A 16,180-nucleotide genomic window follows, 5' to 3' on the forward strand; every position below is an offset into this window, starting at 1 on the left:
ACATAATAAAATAAAAATTATATAAAATTTTGAGCCACTCTTATTGGGAAAAATAGCCATTAATAATATAACCAATTTTCCACATCCTATTTAAATAACAAATATTTGGAGGTATTATCATGGCACAATTAAAAGATATCATGACATCAAATGTTGTTACAGTGAACGAAACACAGAGCGTACAAGAAGCTGCGGCATTAATGAGCCAATATAATATCGGAGCTATCCCTGTAGTAAATAACAGCAAGCAAATAGTTGGGATTGTAACAGATCGTGATATTACCCTTCGTACGACTGCTCAAGGAGAAAATCCTCATACACCGGTCTCTCAAGTTATGACTGCACAGCAAATCGTACAAGGGACACCTGATATGGATGTTCATCAAGCATCAAATTTAATGGCACAGCAGCAAATTCGCCGATTGCCGGTAGTTGAAAATGGACAAATAGTGGGGATGGTAGCTTTAGGGGATTTAGCCGTACAAAATCAATATGCAAACGAAGCAGAACAGGCGTTGCAAAGCATTTCAACTCCTTCTGCACCACAAGAATAGTAAGGAGTTCGTTTGATTTTACGAAATAATATAGCACAGACCTCCACTAGGTCTGTGCTATTAGGTTATATTCAAAACAAAACAAAGAAACTGAGAACTTCCGATAACAGCCGACATCTTCGTTAAGCGCAGGGCCGAGTTATCTTCCCCTTTAAAGAGGAGAAATTATTAACATCTACTTGTAAAATATTGTTTTTATCTACTTCTAGACGTGAATTTCCGTAAATAGTTACCTTTTATACGGACAACGGCATCATGAAAAATTTGGTCATTATACCTAAAATTAAAAACTAATTTAACCATAGTTTTAACAGTTTCAGTTCTATAAGTATTCTGAATCCTCAATTAACAGGAGTATAATACATCGCTTCCTCTGCCTTTCCGTCTTGGAAAAATTAAAAGCGGTGTACCTTTGAAATTTTTATCCACCATGATTAACCTTTATAACTGATATATCCAGTTTCAACTAGTTCTTTAAGTCCCATAAACATTAAGTTCCAACCATGTTCAGACTGATCATGATACTCGCCTAGAACCCTTTCAAGATCTGCTTTTGTCCAGCTTTCTTCTGGAGCAACGTGGATGAGCTGGGTAAAAGTCATTTCACAACCTGTAGGAATTTCTTTTATCTCAACAGTAATTATATCTTCTAACTCACTAAATTGAGGCATCTTAAAAGTAAATACCAATTTTTTTGGAGGATCAATTGCAAGATACTCTCCTACTGCTCGGTAGTCATTTCCCCCTCTATGGTCCACGATCTCCCAACCCCCTCCTACTTTGGGTTCATTTTGTGTGACCTTGTTCGTCCCTTCTAACGTAAATAACCACTTTTTCATCATTAAGGGATTCAACCATGCGTCAAAAACTCTTTCAGGTTTTACATTAAATTCTCTTTTCATTGTTAAAGTTTTAGTTGAGATGTTATTCATAAAATTCTCCTTACTTTGGTTTAGTGTTCTTTCTTTTTTATTAGTCAAGATCGTTCTTCAATACCAAGAGCATCTATCTAAGATTGCAGGTGAAATAGATGCCCTCGCTAAAAAAATTGAAGAATATCATATACTCCAGTCTATCCCTGGAATTGGAGAGAAAATCGCCGCCAAGATTATTTCCGAAATTGGTGAGATAGATCGGTTCAATGATGCCAAAAAACTCGTTGCATTCGCTGGAGTAGATCCAAGTGTTTTCTCTTCTGGTAAGTTTACCGCATCTGTAAATCGAATTACCAAACGAGGTTCTAGCAGGCTTCGACATGCCTTGTATATGGCAGTTCAAAGTGGTATTCGTGATGCTCGTAAAAAGAAAACGACTGATGAAATCATCGCACGCAATAAAAGATTAAGAGAGTTTTACGAAAAAAACGTGAAGAAGGAAAACCCTTCAGAGTAGCAGTTATTGCATGTGTTAATAAGCTCTTACATTGGATTTTTGCCTTACTAAAAAGCAGAACTATTTTCCAAGATACAGTTTAAAAACTATATCTAACTAAATACAACAAAACCTTCCAAATGAAAAAGGAAGGTTATTTGGCATGAACATTTTTAGTATATCATGACGTTATTATTCTTTTTATTGAAAAATGTTGACAAACTATTAGCTGGTTTAATTTAAAGTACATTCTTTCACAAAGTTGGCACAAAAAGATATTTTAAGACTGTTAAGTGTATTTTACATTTTGAATCATACTTACTCACTCTCTGTTCCTATATGATAAATATTCTAAAAACTTTTTGGACGCAATGGAAAGTGATTTATGCTCCCTCGTTGCTATACCAATATTTCTAAAAGCAGGAGTTTCAAGCTCTTTCGCTAAAATTTTGTGAGGAATACGCTTCAGTATCAATTCTGGTAATATACTGATTCCAAGTCCATTTTCCACCATAGACATAATGGCATAATCATCCCATGTTGTAAAATTAACTTGCGGTGAAATATGATGCATCTCAAAAATTTCAGAGATTTCTGCTTTTGCTCCCTTTTCCAATAGCATAAACGGACTATTTAGTAAGTCATTTATTGGAAACTTTTCGCAATCAGCAAGAGGATGATTTTGCGGAATTACTACCAGCAGACGGTCTTGTTCTAAAAAGATTGTTTCAAGTTCTGGCTTTGACGGTAACCGCACAAAGCCGAAGTCAACACGCCCATTTAGAATCCAGCTTTCAATTTCTGTATAATCACCAAGCAGAAGTTCAAAATCTATCTTTGGGTAATCCCTTTTAAAAATTCTAATAATGTTAGGGAGCCAGTGAGATGCTACGCTGGAAAATGTCCCAATACGAATCATTCCAGACTCCATATTGTGTAGGTCTTCGATTTGCATCAATAAATTTTCATACTCATTACAAATTCGCTTTAATTGGGGCATTAACTTTAAACCATCCGTGGTTAAATTGATACCAGTCCGTCCTCTTTCGAATAGGAAAACTCCCCACTCCGTTTCTAAATCGTTAATCATACGGCTAATCCCAGACTGTGTATAGTCCAATACTTCGGCAGCTTTTGTAAAGCTGCCAAATTCTGCAGCTTTGACAAATGCCTTATATTTTTGGATATTCATATCTCTTCCCCCCACCCCATCTGATTTTATCATATATACCATGAGAAACATTCGTTTTTGTAATGTATGTGAGTATGATAAATTATTACTATTAATTAATCAAGTCTGGAAAGGAAATGGTATTTAACGATGTTTTTTGTGAGTGAAATTATGGAAAAAGCACCAAACAGCTTTAAGTCTCATTTGCAAGAAATGGTCTACAAATCATTGACAAAGTTACAGATTTCATTTGAACGAGTGAATACAGATGTAGCAATTTCAATGGAGGACTGTATTGAGATCAATCAAAAATTGAATATGAAGATGGTAAAAACGCTGTTTCTCTGCAATAGTAAAAGGACAGAATTTTATTTATTTATAACTACCTCAGATAAACCATTCAAAGCAAAGGATTTCAGCAATGCACTCGGCATTTCACGCGTATCCTTTGCACCTGTGGAGATGATGGAAAAGATTCTTGGCGTAAAAATCGGAGCTGCTACTGTATTTTGTGTTTTAATGGACAAGGAAAATCTTGTGCAGGTTGTTTTTGATACGGATGTGCTTTTGGAAGAGTGGTATGGATGTAGCGATGGAACGACAACTGGATATTTGAAGATCAAAACTAAGCTAATCGTCAATAACTTCCTAACCTACGCAAAGCACATTCCGAAATTAATCGAAATGTAAAATTCGGAAAAAGAATGGTGATTAATTATTTTATTTTAAAAACAGGTAATAATCTGCGAAATATGAGCAGTTTCGCAGATTATTAGGAATAGACGATGAAAACTAAAAGGTACAAAGGAGGAAAGTTTGTGTATCAAAAGCGATTATTACTAATTTATGGTTTAGTATTTTTTGTCACAGCTATATGGGGACTTAATATGGTTATAATTAAAGTATTAGTAGAGTATTTACCCCCACAAACAATGACGTCATTTCGTATTATGATGGCTGGGATTACGGCATTAATCATAATTGTTCTTGGAAAATCCTTTCGTCGTTTATCGAAAAGGGAATGGATTTATACACTACTCGGAATGTTATTTGGTGTCATTCTACATCACTCGCTTATAGCAATAGGCTTAACAATGATTGATGCTTCGAATGCTTCTTTAATTCTCTCATTAGTACCGCTTACAACAGCAATACTTGCCGTCCTCTTTTTAGGTGAACAATTAACAAAATTGCGAATCATAGGATTTATCCTCGCATTAACTGGTGTCTTTTTTATTCAAGGTGGTTCATTCAGTAATCTACAATTGACTCAAGGAGAATTGTTTTTATTTATTGCTATGTTCGTCCAAGCAATTAGTTTTATTTTTGTAAAAAAGGCAACAGCAACACTTGATTCAAAACAGGTAACTACAATAATGTACTTATTAGGTTCAGTAGGTTTGTTGATCATTAGTTTTATAACTGAACCTAAAGGATTCAATGAAATGACTTCAGCCCCTTTATTTATTTACTTTTTATTTATTGTGTCAGGGGTAGTGGCAACAGGTGTGGGATATATAGTTTTTAATGCAGCGATTCAGCAGATAGGAGCAGGGAAAACAGCAATATTTAATAATTTTGTTCCTTTTTTTGGTCTTGTGTTCTCCGCGCTTTTCTTAAAAGAAGCCATTACATCTTCACAATTGATTGGATTTTTGTTTATTGTAGCTGGAGTTCTATTTGGAACAGGTTATATCGAAAAGCTATGGACGAAAAAGCATAATCGGATTAATAATACAAAACAGAGTGTAGGATAATATTCACTATTTTCCTAGTATTAACAATTCACCTGCCCCTTTAGCTCAATCGAGTAGAGGGAAAATAAATTAAAATTATTTCCGCCCCTCTCACAGCACCGTACGTACGGTTCTCGTATACGGCGCTTCAATTTACATTACAGTGTGTACTTTTAGATAGTGTTCTAAAGCAGAGGGGAGTCCCCTCTGCTTTAGTCTGTTGTTTGAGATGGCTCTTTGGACGACACTCGATAATCCAATGTACGGGTAACCCTTTCGGCAGAAGGTTAATCCTTTCGCTTCTTCTTCGGGTATCCCTAGTTGAATGAGCGATTTGATTTGTTTTCTTGGAACCTTCTATTGCTTACAGATAATTACCCGTATTCTTGAGCGTAATTTCCCATCTATCTGAGCCATTACTTTTCTCATGTTTGTGATTCTAAAGTAATTTACCCAACCGAAAATGACTTGTTTAAGCTTAAGAATTCTGAAATCTAGAGAGACGCTCCCATTTCGTTTTGTAAGCTGTCTTAGCTTTCTTTGAAATTTCTGTACTGATTTTGGGTGAGGTTTCACTTGGTATCTCTCAGTTTTAAAGTCATAGTAGTATCCAAATCCTAAGAACTTTAACTCTTTTGGGCGAGAAACTTTACTCTTTTCTGCATTGACTATCAACCCTAATTTTCCTTCTATAAATCTCACGATTGTCTTCATCACTCTGTTTGCTGCTTTCTCGTTCTTCACAAAGATGAGAGCGTCATCAGCGTATCTCACGAATCGTAACCCTCTTCTTTCAAGCTCCTTATCGAGCTCATTCAACATGATATTGCTCAGTAGTGGACTGAGGTTTCCTCCTTGCGGAGTCCCAACGGGAGTTTCTTCATAATTACCATTTACCATAACTCCACTGACTAAGTATTTTCTGATTAGAGAGATGACATCTCCATCATTTATTGTATTTGCTATGATTCGCATGAGTTTATCGTGGTGGACTGTATCGAAGAATCTTTCAAGGTCAATGTCCACTATCCAATCGTGCCCATCGTTCAGAAATTCCAAGCTTTTTATAATAGCCATCTCACAACTTCTTTTTGGTCTAAAGCCATAACTGAATTCACTGAACTGCTTTTCAAATATCGGACTGAGTACTTGATGAATGACTTGTTGAACTACTCTATCCACTACTGTTGGTATTCCCAACTTGCGCACCTTGCCATTTTCTTTTGGGATCTCCACTCTTAAGGCAGCTTGTGGTTGGTATTTTCTTGTTCTAATGCACTGACGAAGCTCATCCTTGTTCTCTTTTAGATATTGTTTTAGTTCATTGACTGTTACTCCATCGACCCCGCTTGCGCCTTTATTTTTATAGACACGCAAATAAGCTTCATTCATATTTTGGTTACTTAGAATCTGTTCTAAAAGTTCCACACTCGTTTCTCCTTTCCTCTCACGTAGTAAGTGACAGCTACCATTTTGGTTATCCTTCGAGGTACGCTCATACTTTCCCATTAACACATTCGGAGTACGTCACTTACGCATTCGTGGCGTTGAAACACTATAAATTGTTCAGCTCTTCATGATTTTTTTTTCACTACTATGGCTTCTGCTGACTTCTTGCGATTAACCTTTTTTGACTGTACTACTGTACATCCGCAAGACCTCCCAGGGTAAGACAACTATCTTTCCTCTTTTACTCGCCTGATTTACTCTATAAAGTTACGCACATCTTTTTGGACTTTGACTTGCTATGGAGTCTCATCCCTTTATAAAGCCTTAGTATCAGATTTCTGTTCGTCGACCCAAGATTTTATTTCACGCTTCCTCCAGCCCTTACCTCACGATAAGTACCTTTCGCTTCCTTAGTGGTTGGTCGATGTGTACCCCCCCACAGTGGACTTTCACCACCTAGATAGTTGCCATGCCTGGCACACATAAGAAAAAGCTGCCTGATTAGCAGCTGATCTTGAACATAAGAATCCGTTAGCTTAACAACAAATTATATTTTCCAACCTATTCGCATTGTTGTAAAAAAGGCACGCATAGAATTGTGTTTGCCTTTTTTAGTTAATTAAAACTCCTTCATACTGATTTATGGAATTCATAACACTTACTAAATTGGTAAATAATATCCAAGAGGTGATATTGTGGATGAAAACAAATTAAGACTCACATCTTCCGAGATAGGCACATTATGGGGAGAGTATGTGAACGGAACAATGACAGATGTGGTAAATCGATATATGATCTCTATTATTGAAGACGAGGCAATAAAATCGATTTTTAAGGATGCTATTAAGACGTTCGGAAAACAAAAACAACAGATTGTAGCATTTATGGAGAACGAGGGATTTCCAATTCCAATTGGTTTTAATGATTCTGACCTCTTTAAAGGTAAACCGAGATTGTTCACGGATATATTTTGCCTAAATTATTTACATATCATGGCATTACATGGCTTGCTAGGACACAGTACTGCATTAGGTGTTTCTGTTAGAAAAGACTTAAGGGATTTTTATGATTCATGTGATAACGATGCGAAAAAGATGTATCATAAGACAATTGAATTATTGCTTGAGAAAGGAAATTTTCAAAGAGACCCTTTATTTTATCCAGCTAAAAACCCTGAATATGTTTCTGGCAAGGATTTCACTGATGGCTTTTTCGGAAAGGGTAGAAAATTAGCAGCGACAGAAATCATTAGTATTTCTTTCAACCTTAAAAAAAGCATTATGGCTAAAACCCTTTCTATCGCATTTAGTCAAGTCGCTCAAACAAAAGAGGTTAGAAAGTTTTTAACCGATACCGAGAAAACATCTGATGGTCAAATAAAATCATTTTCAAAAATCATGCAAGCGGATAACTTACCCATTCCAAAATCTTGGGAAACAGAAGTTACAACATCAACGGACTCTCCTTTCTCCGATAAGTTAATGTTGTATCATATTGGATTCTTGTTTCAAGCTGCACAAAACTATCATGGGGCAGGTTTAGCATCAGCCATGCGAACAGACCTTGTGACCGCTTATGAGAGTACAATTCTAAAAAACCTTATGGTAACAAAGAAATGGTTTAATATTATGGTACAGAATAAATGGTTAGAACAACCACCACTCGCACCTAATAGAAAAGAAATAGCAAAAGAAGTGTAGAAAAACAATTTGGGGTTTATTGAGTGAATAAAAGCATATTTGAAAAACTAATTTGTAGCATTGCACTTCCTGGATTCGGTCAGTATTTAAACGGAAAATATTTTAAAGGCACAGTATTTTTAGTACTTGAATTTCTGATTAATATACAATCCAATTTTAATCAGGTCATACTCCTAAGTTTTCATGGAGAAATTAGTGATGCCATAAAACACGCGGAGTATCAATGGTTGATGTTTTATCCATGTTTATACTTTTTTTCTATGTGGGGTGCCGTGAAAGATGCAGGCGAAGGAAAACCCTTATTCCTTTTTCCAGTATGTATTCACTGCGTTTTTTGAGACTGTTGGTGTGATTTTTTCAACAAACTTAAAGATACTTGGAGAATTATTTGATCCTGTCTGGCTCCCGATATTGTTTGTTATTCCTGGAGTAATAATCGGAAGTATTATTAGAAAAGTCATAAATAACATTTATTGAAGCCATCCTCTATTTTTATTTAAGAGGATGGCTTTTAATGCTGAATAGACAGCAGAGTTTATTCAACTAAACTGCCTCGTTTGTTTAATTAAAGAAAACCACATAAAAAGGTAACCTTGATCACCGGAAGGACCTGACTTAAGGGTGAATTAACAGGTTATTAAAAAATTCAAATAAAGACAGCGGATTGACAGAAAAATCCATTTAACTTGTTTACAAACAAGCGTTAATTCAAAAAACAAGCGTTAATCCTTCTAGGATTAACGCCATGTTAATTCATAAATTTTCAGCAAAACTTGCCTTCTGTATGTTAAATTTCGTTATTTGATCTCGTTCAAGTGTTCTTCCAGACGATTCCAAGTATCTGTAATGCCCTGCAGCATACCCATTTCCATTACGGACTGGAGCGCCTCTGCGGATACATATTCTCCACGGTTAATTAATTTTGTTTTGCCGTCGACATCCACAAATTCCAGAGTCACTTCTGTAGATGGCATTTCCTCATTAATAGTCCCTTCAGCATCGGAAAAATAGTCGGTATAGCTGATGCTCTCCGGCTCGCTAATTTCTTTGTATATCCCCTTGCCCCAGGATTCCATGCCATAGAATTGGCCCTGATTCCGGTCAACACACTTCATGCAATAATGCCATACTCCACCAGGTCTGAAGTCAACGCTGCAAACTGGGAGCTCCCAGCCTCTCGGACCCCACCAATGTTTCAGGTGTTCCGGCTCTTTAAACATTTTAAAGACAAGCTCGCGCGGTGCATCGAATACGCGCTCCAATACCAGCACTCGTTCATCTTCAACTCTTGAAAGCATTGCATTATTTGACATTGTTACTCCTCCATTAGAAGCCGTATTTTTAAAACCATCTGTAACTTAAGAGACAGATCTTGTTGAGCTTACTCCATTTTTATGTCATCAATTCAAAGGTTTTTTGCCCTGCAATACGTTAAGGTAATCATCCAGCCTATCCATCCTGCCTTCCCATAATCGACGATAGGAATCAAGCCACCTATCCAGTTCTTGAAACGGTTCAGGCCTGATTTTATAAATCCTGCGGTTGGCGATCGGCTGAACCTCCACAAGGCCAGCGTCACAAAGGACGCGAAGATGCTTGGAAGTTTGGGGCTGGTTCAACTCAAGTTTTTTTGCGATATCCCCCACCGGAAGCGCTCCTTCCAGCAGCAGGTCAATGATATCCAGGCGGTTGGGCTCAGCCAGTGCACTGAAAATTTGCCCGTTCATGTTGAATCATCTCCCAGTGTGATTGTGTTCACTTTTTCCATTTCAATAGTAGATCCCACCCCCGCTTCCTTATTGTAACTTTCCTTAAGAATAATATACACCATCAGGAATATTCCTGTAAAGGAATATTATAAAAAATTTTAAAAATAGGCTATATTGACCCGCCTTCTTCATCAGCAAAAAAAACAATCAGAAAAGCAGGATTATAGTCTTGAATATTTCTTCCTGGAATAGTATGAATAGACATCTTAAATGGTATTCATGTGTTACCTGAATAGTTAGGAGGGATTCTTTCTGAAAGCAATCGTGTATCAAAAATACGGGTCTCCAGAAAATCTTAGATTGACAGATATAGAAACACCGGTACCCAAGGATCAAGAGGTACTCGTCAAGGTTCACGCATCATCTGTGAATTATGGAAACCTTGTCCTTTTAAAAGGAAAACCATTCCTGGCACGCTTTGCCTACGGTCTTCTAAAACCAAAGCACACGATACCAGGTGGTGACATTGCAGGACAAGTGGAAGCAGTGGGCAAAGAAGTCACACAGTTTCATCCAGGCGATAAAGTGTTCGGAGATCTCTCAGGCTGCGGGTGGGGCGGTTTTGCTGAATATGTATCTGTCCCTGAAAAGGCCCTTGCTTTAAAACCAGCTAATATTTCCTTTGAGGAAGCAGCCGCAGTACCTATGGCGGGAGTCACGGCACTACAGGCCCTAAGGGATAAAGGAAATATTCAGGCAGGCCAGAAGGTCTTGATTTATGGGGCCTCAGGCGGTGTGGGAACTTTCGCAGTACAAATTGCCAAATCATTTGGTGCAGAGGTTACCGGCTTATGCAGTACAAGAAATTTAGACATTTTACATACGCTTGGAGCGGACCATGCCATCGATTATAAAAAGGAGGATTTCACCAAAAGGACAGAGAAATATGACCTGATTCTGGCTGTTAACGGCTATCAGCCGATTTCTGTTTATAAGCGGGCTTTAAGATCTAATGGAACTTATGTGCTTGCCGGAGGTTCAGGAGCACAATTTACACAGGCAATGGTCCTGGGTCCGTGGATTTCATTAATAGGAAATAAAAAAATGAGCAGCATGCTGCAGAGGCAAAACCAGAAAGACCTGATTTATATGAAAGAACTTATTGAAGCCGGCAAAGTAAAGCCAGTCATTGATCGATCTTTTAAATTAGGTGAAGCGGATAAAGCTTTCAAATACTTTGAAGAAGGTCACGCTCAAGGAAAAGTGATCATTACGATTGCAGAAGCCTAATTGAGAATAATGGCGGGCAAGCTTTATATTTCATTTTTTGAGGCTAACTCCTCTAAAGCTTAAAAGTCAAAAATAGCTGCACCCTCTAAAAACCATTCCTGCTTTCCCCATTTTAGATAGTGTGAATAAATGAAAAAAGATGCTTTAAACCTTTCTACCCCGGACTGAAGCACTTGTTTGAGAAAATATTCCCACATATAAATTCCAAATAATAAACAAAATAAATAAATCCCAAATAAAAACAGACATTATTCAATCGAAATGGGGTCTGACATTATGGAGATGGAGCATCTGATCCTTGCAGCCATGTGGATTTTTGGCTTTTTAGGCTTCATTATGTTTATTCCGCGAAAAAACTTGCGCCATGGATTGTTGGCATATTTGATGTTTCAAGCGATCATCTGGCTTTGTGATATGCCTGCTTTTGAATTTGGTTTATTAAGTGCGCCAATTCGGGAGTTCCCAAAAGCAACAGATCTCGCTATTACAATCAATTACTTTTTTTATCCTGTACTGTTCTCCATCTACTACGTTAATAAAAGAGTAAATGGTTCCATCGGGTACCGAGTTTCATACTTTTTGATTTGGGTTTCAGCGGTTACTTTGTACGACATGATCATCGAGTCATATACAGACCTATTAGCATACGGTTCCTTGACCTGGTATGGGATGTGGATGTATATTGCTTTCCTCTTTTTTATAAGTGAAGTTTGCTGTAATTGGTTCTATAAAGACAAAGCTGTGTTTCAGGCAGAACGGCGGGAAACCTCATGAGGATTGAATGGTGGATCTTAGTAATGGTTTATATGGCAGCGACTGCCATTCTCTTCTACATTCCGAAAAACAAAATTCGGCTTGCGGTTATGGCTGCCTTATTTAAGCAGTTTATTACGTTTCTGGCAGGTCTGGCTGTCGTGGAGATGGGAATGCTTGAATATCCGATTCGGCTATTCCCTTCCATCAGCCGGACAAGCTTTACGTATGAGTATTATGCGTTTCCGGTTATTTGTGCCGCATTTAATGTATGGTATCCGAATGAACGGAGCCATGTTCTTCAATTCAGTTATTTTGCAGGTTTTGCATCTGTATTGACCTTTATTGAAGTCCTGATCGAAAAATACACCGATCTCATTAACTATATACATTGGGAATGGTATATTACCTGGTTTTCATTATGTCTTTCCTTCTATATCAGCCGCTTATTTTGTAATTGGTTTTTTCAAAAAGCGAATGCTTAATATTTTTGTCTTTCTGGCTTACAAAATGGTTATTGAGGGGCTTGTTATGTTATGCAAACATCGTTTGTTGTCTTTTTCATCATCGTTAGCTTATTGTTTGGTGCCTGGAAACGGCTGAATGAATTTTATCCCACCTTATTATTTTGGATTATAGGCGACCTGCTATATGCTTCGCTGCTTCATGACTTCAGGGTTTGGGAATTCCGTCCTGTATGGATTGATCACTATATACTTCCCACACACACCATTATTGCAACAGCCATAGCATTTCTAATCTATCCATCTGTTATTGTGGTGTACTTGGGAAGATTTCCTAAAACCATTTTCAGAAGAATAGGCTGGGTTGTTTTCTGGGCTCTGATTTTCGAGGGTATCGAATTAATTGCTTATTTTAATAAAAGCATCATTCATCAGTATGGATGGACACTTGCCTATTCCTTTCTTTTTAACCTTGTGACTTTTTCCTTGCTGCCCATCCATAAATGGAAGCCATGGGCTGCCTGGGTGTTAGCCTTTATAAGCATTCTTCTTTTATGGATAATCTTCGATCCCCCGCTTCCTCACTAAATGAATCCGGCCCGCTGCCCCGGACACATAGGTCGCGGGTCCGGATTAAAAGGATGGCGGAGTCACAGAGAAAAGGATAGCAGCTTTTCCATCAAAATTATTTTCCCACTTATGCTTCATATAAGCTGGTATTTTGACACTGTCACCCGCTTCTAATATGTATTCAGCTTCATCCAGGTACACCTTGATTTTCCCTTCCAATACATAAGCAACCTCTTCCCCTTTATGCTCCAAAAGCTTCTCCGATGAGGAGGTTCCTGGTGGGATATTCATGATCGCGGTTGCCAGTGTTCCGGTAAAATCAGGCGACAATAATTCATAGGAAATGTTTTCAACCACCATATGTTTACGTTCATTGACTCGCACGACTAAATCCTCCGTATTCGTCTCTTCGAGTAAAAAACTGAAGGTCGGAACATCAAGAGCTTTGGCTAAAACCTTCAGGGTTTGAATGGAAGGATTCGCGATCCCCCGTTCAATCTGGCTTAACATGGAAGGTGTAATGTCAGCTATTCTGGCTAATTCTCTGCTGCTATAGCCCTTCTCCTTCCTGAATTTCTCCACTTTTTTGCCAATATCTATATTTTCCATAACCCCGCTCCTCAATTTTTTAAAATATTTGAACAAAAAATCCTCATCGTGTGTTAAATTATATTTAACATTTGTTAAATTGTATTTTAACACATTAGCAGGGAGTGAAGAAAATGAATGATTTCTTTACGTTTTTGGTTCTTTCATTGTTTGTGGTAATGAGTCCAGGGATCGATACAGCCCTTATTACCAAAAGGACGATTGCAGACGGAAGGACAGATGGCTATAAAATGGGACTTGGGATTACAGCCGGCTCTTTAGTGCATACCTTTACGGCTGCTTTTGGACTATCAGCCATCTTAATGCAATCTGCTGCTGCATTTGAAATCATTAAATATGCAGGGGCTGTTTATTTGATTTATCTCGGGTTATCTTCATTCATCTCGATGAAAAGGAAGAAAGATGCTGGCATTGAAACTGAGGTTAATTCCGATATGAAAAAGTCTGCTTTTAAACAGGGACTCCTTTCAAATGTTCTCAATCCCAAGGTTGCGATGTTCTTCCTAACCTTTCTGCCGCAATTTGTGAAGACAGGCGAAAATGCATCACAGCAGCTGATCATCATGGGATTTATTTACACACTGCTGAGCATAACCTGGTTTTTCATTTATGTCTATTTTATCAATTACATGCGGGAATGGCTTATGTCCCCGAAAGTTCAAAGGTTTATGGATAAAGCAACAGGGCTTGTTCTAATTGGATTTGGATTAAAGTTAGCGCTGGATAAACAGCATTAAATTGTAAAAAACATTGGATAAGCCCAATGTTTTTTTTACTCTCACGCTGAAGCACCCCAGAAAAAAAGTGGACCACATACAGATGAACCTTCATATTAGAGAGGAAATGGTAATGGCGAAAGAGCAGCAATGCTTCGGCAATCAATGATAAATTCTCTTTCTGCCGGAACAGCTCCCGGCTGCTGGGAGAAGGTAAATATTGCGCAGCACGATTCTTCTTTAAATCGGACAAAAGAAAACTCAGTAGCCTGAGGGCTTTGACCAGGACCTAAAGCTAAAAATTCCGCAGTACCTTTCAGCATAATCAAAAACTCCTGCCCTTCTCTCGCATTCCTTAGAATACTGCAGGCACATCCCTCACAAGCCAATGGCAGCAGTTCACACCACCAGCATTTTCCTAAACCAAACATACTATCACCTCCTATATAACCATCATATTTCTGAAAATTTATTTGGACAGACCATAGTCCCGATGTTATAAAAATGAATACATTGCCCACCTGAGCCTGGATTTCAAATGGAAGTGTTTGGCCTGCACATCTGCTTATCCAAGCAGTACCAGATTTATTGACAAAAAAACTGAAAAGAAGCAGTTGATTATTGTCACGTCCATACTGTATGATACATAGTATAAACCATATAGTGTATGTCATATAGTATATCAAGCGAGGTGAGTAAATGAGTACGCTGCTGAATTCGTTAACAACAGAGCTTCGGAGAGGAACACTGACGCTAGCGGTTCTGAGCCAGCTGCGGACACCGCAATACGGGTATTCGCTGGTTCAGTTATTGGAGGACTCCGGCATAAATATTGATCAGAGCACGTTATATCCCTTGCTGCGGCGTCTGGAAAAACAGGAGCTGGTGACCAGCAGCTGGGATCATACTGAGAGCAGACCGCGTAAGTATTATGTATTGAGTGATCTGGGACTGGAGACTTTTCTGAAATTAAGAGAGGAATGGATCAACAATTCCAAACAGCTATTCGGGCTGTTGAAAGGGGATGAGGAAGATGAATTTAATTGAGGTATATATACAGGAAGTGACCAGGAGGCTGCCTGAAAAGATCCGTGCGGACATCGCACTCGAGCTGCAGTCAACGATTGGGGATATGCTTCCGGATGATTACAATGAGGAGGATGTTAAGGAGGTCCTCGGTAAATTGGGAAGCCCTGCCGCTTTAGCAGCCGGATACCGGGATCAGCCGATGCATCTCATCGGGCCGCGCTATTTTGATGTTTATGTGTCATTATTAAAAATGATCCTGCCGATTGCCGCAGCGATTTCATTGATTTCCGCTGCTGCCGAGTTTATTTTTGACTTTAACCGCGATGATACCATCATCAATGCGGTGCTCGGTTTCATGGGCTATGGAATCTGGAGACTGATTGAAGTGGCGGTTCAGGTATTCTTCTGGCTGACGATTGTGTTCGCGGTTATTGAGAGGATGGATAAAGGAAAAGAGCAGCATCCGTTGTCGCCAAGCTTAAAACCGTGGACTCCGGAAGATTTGAAAAGCATCACGTATATTCCGAAGAAGAAAGCCATTTCTAAGTTTGAGGTTTTTGGAAGCTTAATGTGGACTGCCATTTGGGCAACCCTGTACTTTTATGCAGACCGGCTAATGGGAATCTATAGAGGCGGCGGTGAAGGACTGGAGTTCCAGATTGCCGCAGTAAACCAGGATGTTCTGCTCGGATACTGGCCAATTGTTGTGGTCATCATTGCGCTCGAGGTGGGATTGGCACTCTACAAATTAATCATTGGCCAATGGACGAAAAGGATGGCGATCTTCAATACCGTCCTTGAATTGTTTGCTACCATCGTGTTCATCTTCATTTTACTGAACCCGAATTTGCTCCAGCCTGAATTCACAGCATACATGACCGATTTATTCTCAATCTCAGCCGCACAATTTAAAAACTGGCTGCTTGGCGGCATCATGATTGTATTTATCTTTTATGCTGGAATGAGTATCTTTGATGGGATACGCAAATCAAGAATTCAATAATGTGAAGTCCACAATCAAAATGCCTGTTCTCAAAAAATTGAGAACAGGCATTATTG

Annotated in this window: 18 protein-coding genes and 2 pseudogenes; 13 read left to right on the forward strand and 7 right to left on the reverse strand. The window is 38.5% G+C overall.

The genetic code is table 11. From position 1 onward, the window contains the following. Nucleotides 1-119 precede the first annotated feature (119 nt). Nucleotides 120-554 (forward strand): CBS domain-containing protein, encoded by a 435-nt coding sequence (locus ACXAD1_RS13205; protein ID WP_206844211.1) that lies wholly within the window; start codon nt 120-122, stop codon nt 552-554. 434 nt (nt 555-988) lie between these two features. On the opposite strand, the gene ACXAD1_RS13210 is transcribed toward ACXAD1_RS13205, so the two are convergent. Then, the gene (locus ACXAD1_RS13210) at nt 989-1,486 is read right to left on the reverse strand and encodes an SRPBCC family protein (protein WP_474910264.1); all 498 of its coding nucleotides are present in this window, start codon (nt 1,484-1,486) and stop codon (nt 989-991) included. Between the two features lie 52 nt (nt 1,487-1,538). Here ACXAD1_RS13210 and ACXAD1_RS13215 point away from each other — a divergent pair. Continuing rightward, nucleotides 1,539-2,029, forward strand: a pseudogene (locus ACXAD1_RS13215) (transposase); the annotation flags it as partial. A 218-nt stretch (nt 2,030-2,247) separates the two neighbouring features. On the opposite strand, the gene ACXAD1_RS13220 reads toward ACXAD1_RS13215, so the two are convergent. After that, complete coding sequence (locus tag ACXAD1_RS13220; RefSeq protein ID WP_474910265.1) at nt 2,248-3,117, reverse strand: LysR family transcriptional regulator; 870 nt, start codon at nt 3,115-3,117, stop codon at nt 2,248-2,250. Nucleotides 3,118-3,267: 150 nt separating this feature from the next. Between ACXAD1_RS13220 and ACXAD1_RS13225 the strand changes: the two genes are divergently transcribed. Beyond that, nucleotides 3,268-3,786, forward strand: coding sequence for a prolyl-tRNA synthetase associated domain-containing protein (locus ACXAD1_RS13225; protein WP_474910266.1), 519 nt, complete (start codon nt 3,268-3,270; stop codon nt 3,784-3,786). Between the two features lie 128 nt (nt 3,787-3,914). Next, nucleotides 3,915-4,853 (forward strand): DMT family transporter, encoded by a 939-nt coding sequence (locus ACXAD1_RS13230; RefSeq protein WP_474910267.1) that lies wholly within the window; start codon nt 3,915-3,917, stop codon nt 4,851-4,853. A 336-nt stretch (nt 4,854-5,189) separates the two neighbouring features. Here the strand turns inward: ACXAD1_RS13230 and ltrA are convergent, their stop codons facing one another. Then, the gene (ltrA, locus tag ACXAD1_RS13235) at nt 5,190-6,260 is read right to left on the reverse strand and encodes a group II intron reverse transcriptase/maturase (protein ID WP_474910268.1); all 1,071 of its coding nucleotides are present in this window, start codon (nt 6,258-6,260) and stop codon (nt 5,190-5,192) included. A gap of 716 nt (nt 6,261-6,976) precedes the next feature. On the opposite strand from ltrA, the gene ACXAD1_RS13240 reads away from it, so the two are divergent. Continuing rightward, a complete protein-coding gene (locus ACXAD1_RS13240; RefSeq protein WP_474910269.1) occupies nt 6,977-7,981 on the forward strand; it encodes a DUF3231 family protein in 1,005 nt (334 codons plus the stop codon). Between the two features lie 23 nt (nt 7,982-8,004). After that, nucleotides 8,005-8,458 (forward strand): annotated as a pseudogene (locus ACXAD1_RS13245) (hypothetical protein). A 320-nt stretch (nt 8,459-8,778) separates the two neighbouring features. Here ACXAD1_RS13245 and ACXAD1_RS13250 read toward each other — a convergent pair. Both ACXAD1_RS13250 and ACXAD1_RS13255 read right to left on the reverse strand, forming a co-directional pair. Continuing rightward, entirely contained in the window at nt 8,779-9,294 is a 516-nt protein-coding gene (locus tag ACXAD1_RS13250; RefSeq protein WP_019382113.1) for an SRPBCC domain-containing protein, read from the reverse strand. An 87-nt stretch (nt 9,295-9,381) separates the two neighbouring features. Further along, nucleotides 9,382-9,708 carry an ArsR/SmtB family transcription factor gene (locus tag ACXAD1_RS13255; RefSeq protein ID WP_048008571.1) on the reverse strand — a complete coding sequence of 109 codons (327 nt, stop codon included), beginning with the start codon at nt 9,706-9,708 and terminating at the stop codon, nt 9,382-9,384. 294 nt (nt 9,709-10,002) lie between these two features. On the opposite strand from ACXAD1_RS13255, the gene ACXAD1_RS13260 reads away from it, so the two are divergent. The 4 genes from ACXAD1_RS13260 (at nt 10,003) to ACXAD1_RS13275 (ending at nt 12,785) form a co-directional block, all read left to right on the forward strand. Further along, nucleotides 10,003-10,980, forward strand: a complete 978-nt coding sequence (locus ACXAD1_RS13260; RefSeq protein ID WP_474911310.1) for an NAD(P)-dependent alcohol dehydrogenase — start codon at nt 10,003-10,005, stop codon at nt 10,978-10,980. A gap of 276 nt (nt 10,981-11,256) precedes the next feature. Further along, nucleotides 11,257-11,754 carry a CBO0543 family protein gene (locus ACXAD1_RS13265; protein ID WP_474910270.1) on the forward strand — a complete coding sequence of 166 codons (498 nt, stop codon included), beginning with the start codon at nt 11,257-11,259 and terminating at the stop codon, nt 11,752-11,754. Further along, a complete protein-coding gene (locus tag ACXAD1_RS13270; protein ID WP_474910271.1) occupies nt 11,751-12,218 on the forward strand; it encodes a CBO0543 family protein in 468 nt (155 codons plus the stop codon). The genes ACXAD1_RS13265 and ACXAD1_RS13270 overlap by 4 nt, the downstream gene beginning before the upstream one ends. 51 nt (nt 12,219-12,269) lie before the next feature. Beyond that, a complete protein-coding gene (locus ACXAD1_RS13275) occupies nt 12,270-12,785 on the forward strand; it encodes a CBO0543 family protein (protein WP_206844134.1) in 516 nt (171 codons plus the stop codon). A gap of 45 nt (nt 12,786-12,830) precedes the next feature. Here ACXAD1_RS13275 and ACXAD1_RS13280 read toward each other — a convergent pair whose 3' ends face one another. Beyond that, nucleotides 12,831-13,376: a cupin domain-containing protein gene (locus tag ACXAD1_RS13280; RefSeq protein ID WP_206844132.1), complete on the reverse strand. Its 546-nt coding sequence runs from the start codon at nt 13,374-13,376 to the stop codon at nt 12,831-12,833. Nucleotides 13,377-13,489: 113 nt separating this feature from the next. On the opposite strand from ACXAD1_RS13280, the gene ACXAD1_RS13285 reads away from it, so the two are divergent. Continuing rightward, nucleotides 13,490-14,113 carry a LysE family translocator gene (locus tag ACXAD1_RS13285; protein ID WP_474910272.1) on the forward strand — a complete coding sequence of 208 codons (624 nt, stop codon included), beginning with the start codon at nt 13,490-13,492 and terminating at the stop codon, nt 14,111-14,113. A 95-nt stretch (nt 14,114-14,208) separates the two neighbouring features. Here the strand turns inward: ACXAD1_RS13285 and ACXAD1_RS13290 are convergent, their stop codons facing one another. Beyond that, a complete protein-coding gene (locus tag ACXAD1_RS13290) occupies nt 14,209-14,523 on the reverse strand; it encodes a hypothetical protein (protein WP_370222351.1) in 315 nt (104 codons plus the stop codon). Between the two features lie 268 nt (nt 14,524-14,791). Here ACXAD1_RS13290 and ACXAD1_RS13295 point away from each other — a divergent pair, with 268 nt between their 5' ends. Continuing rightward, the gene (locus ACXAD1_RS13295; RefSeq protein WP_206844125.1) at nt 14,792-15,139 is read left to right on the forward strand and encodes a PadR family transcriptional regulator; all 348 of its coding nucleotides are present in this window, start codon (nt 14,792-14,794) and stop codon (nt 15,137-15,139) included. Further along, nucleotides 15,126-16,124: a hypothetical protein gene (locus tag ACXAD1_RS13300; RefSeq protein WP_474910273.1), complete on the forward strand. Its 999-nt coding sequence runs from the start codon at nt 15,126-15,128 to the stop codon at nt 16,122-16,124. The genes ACXAD1_RS13295 and ACXAD1_RS13300 overlap by 14 nt, the downstream gene beginning before the upstream one ends. The last annotated feature ends 56 nt before the right edge of the window (nt 16,125-16,180 follow it).

Source organism: Cytobacillus sp. ABV4_503, from assembly GCF_056158445.1.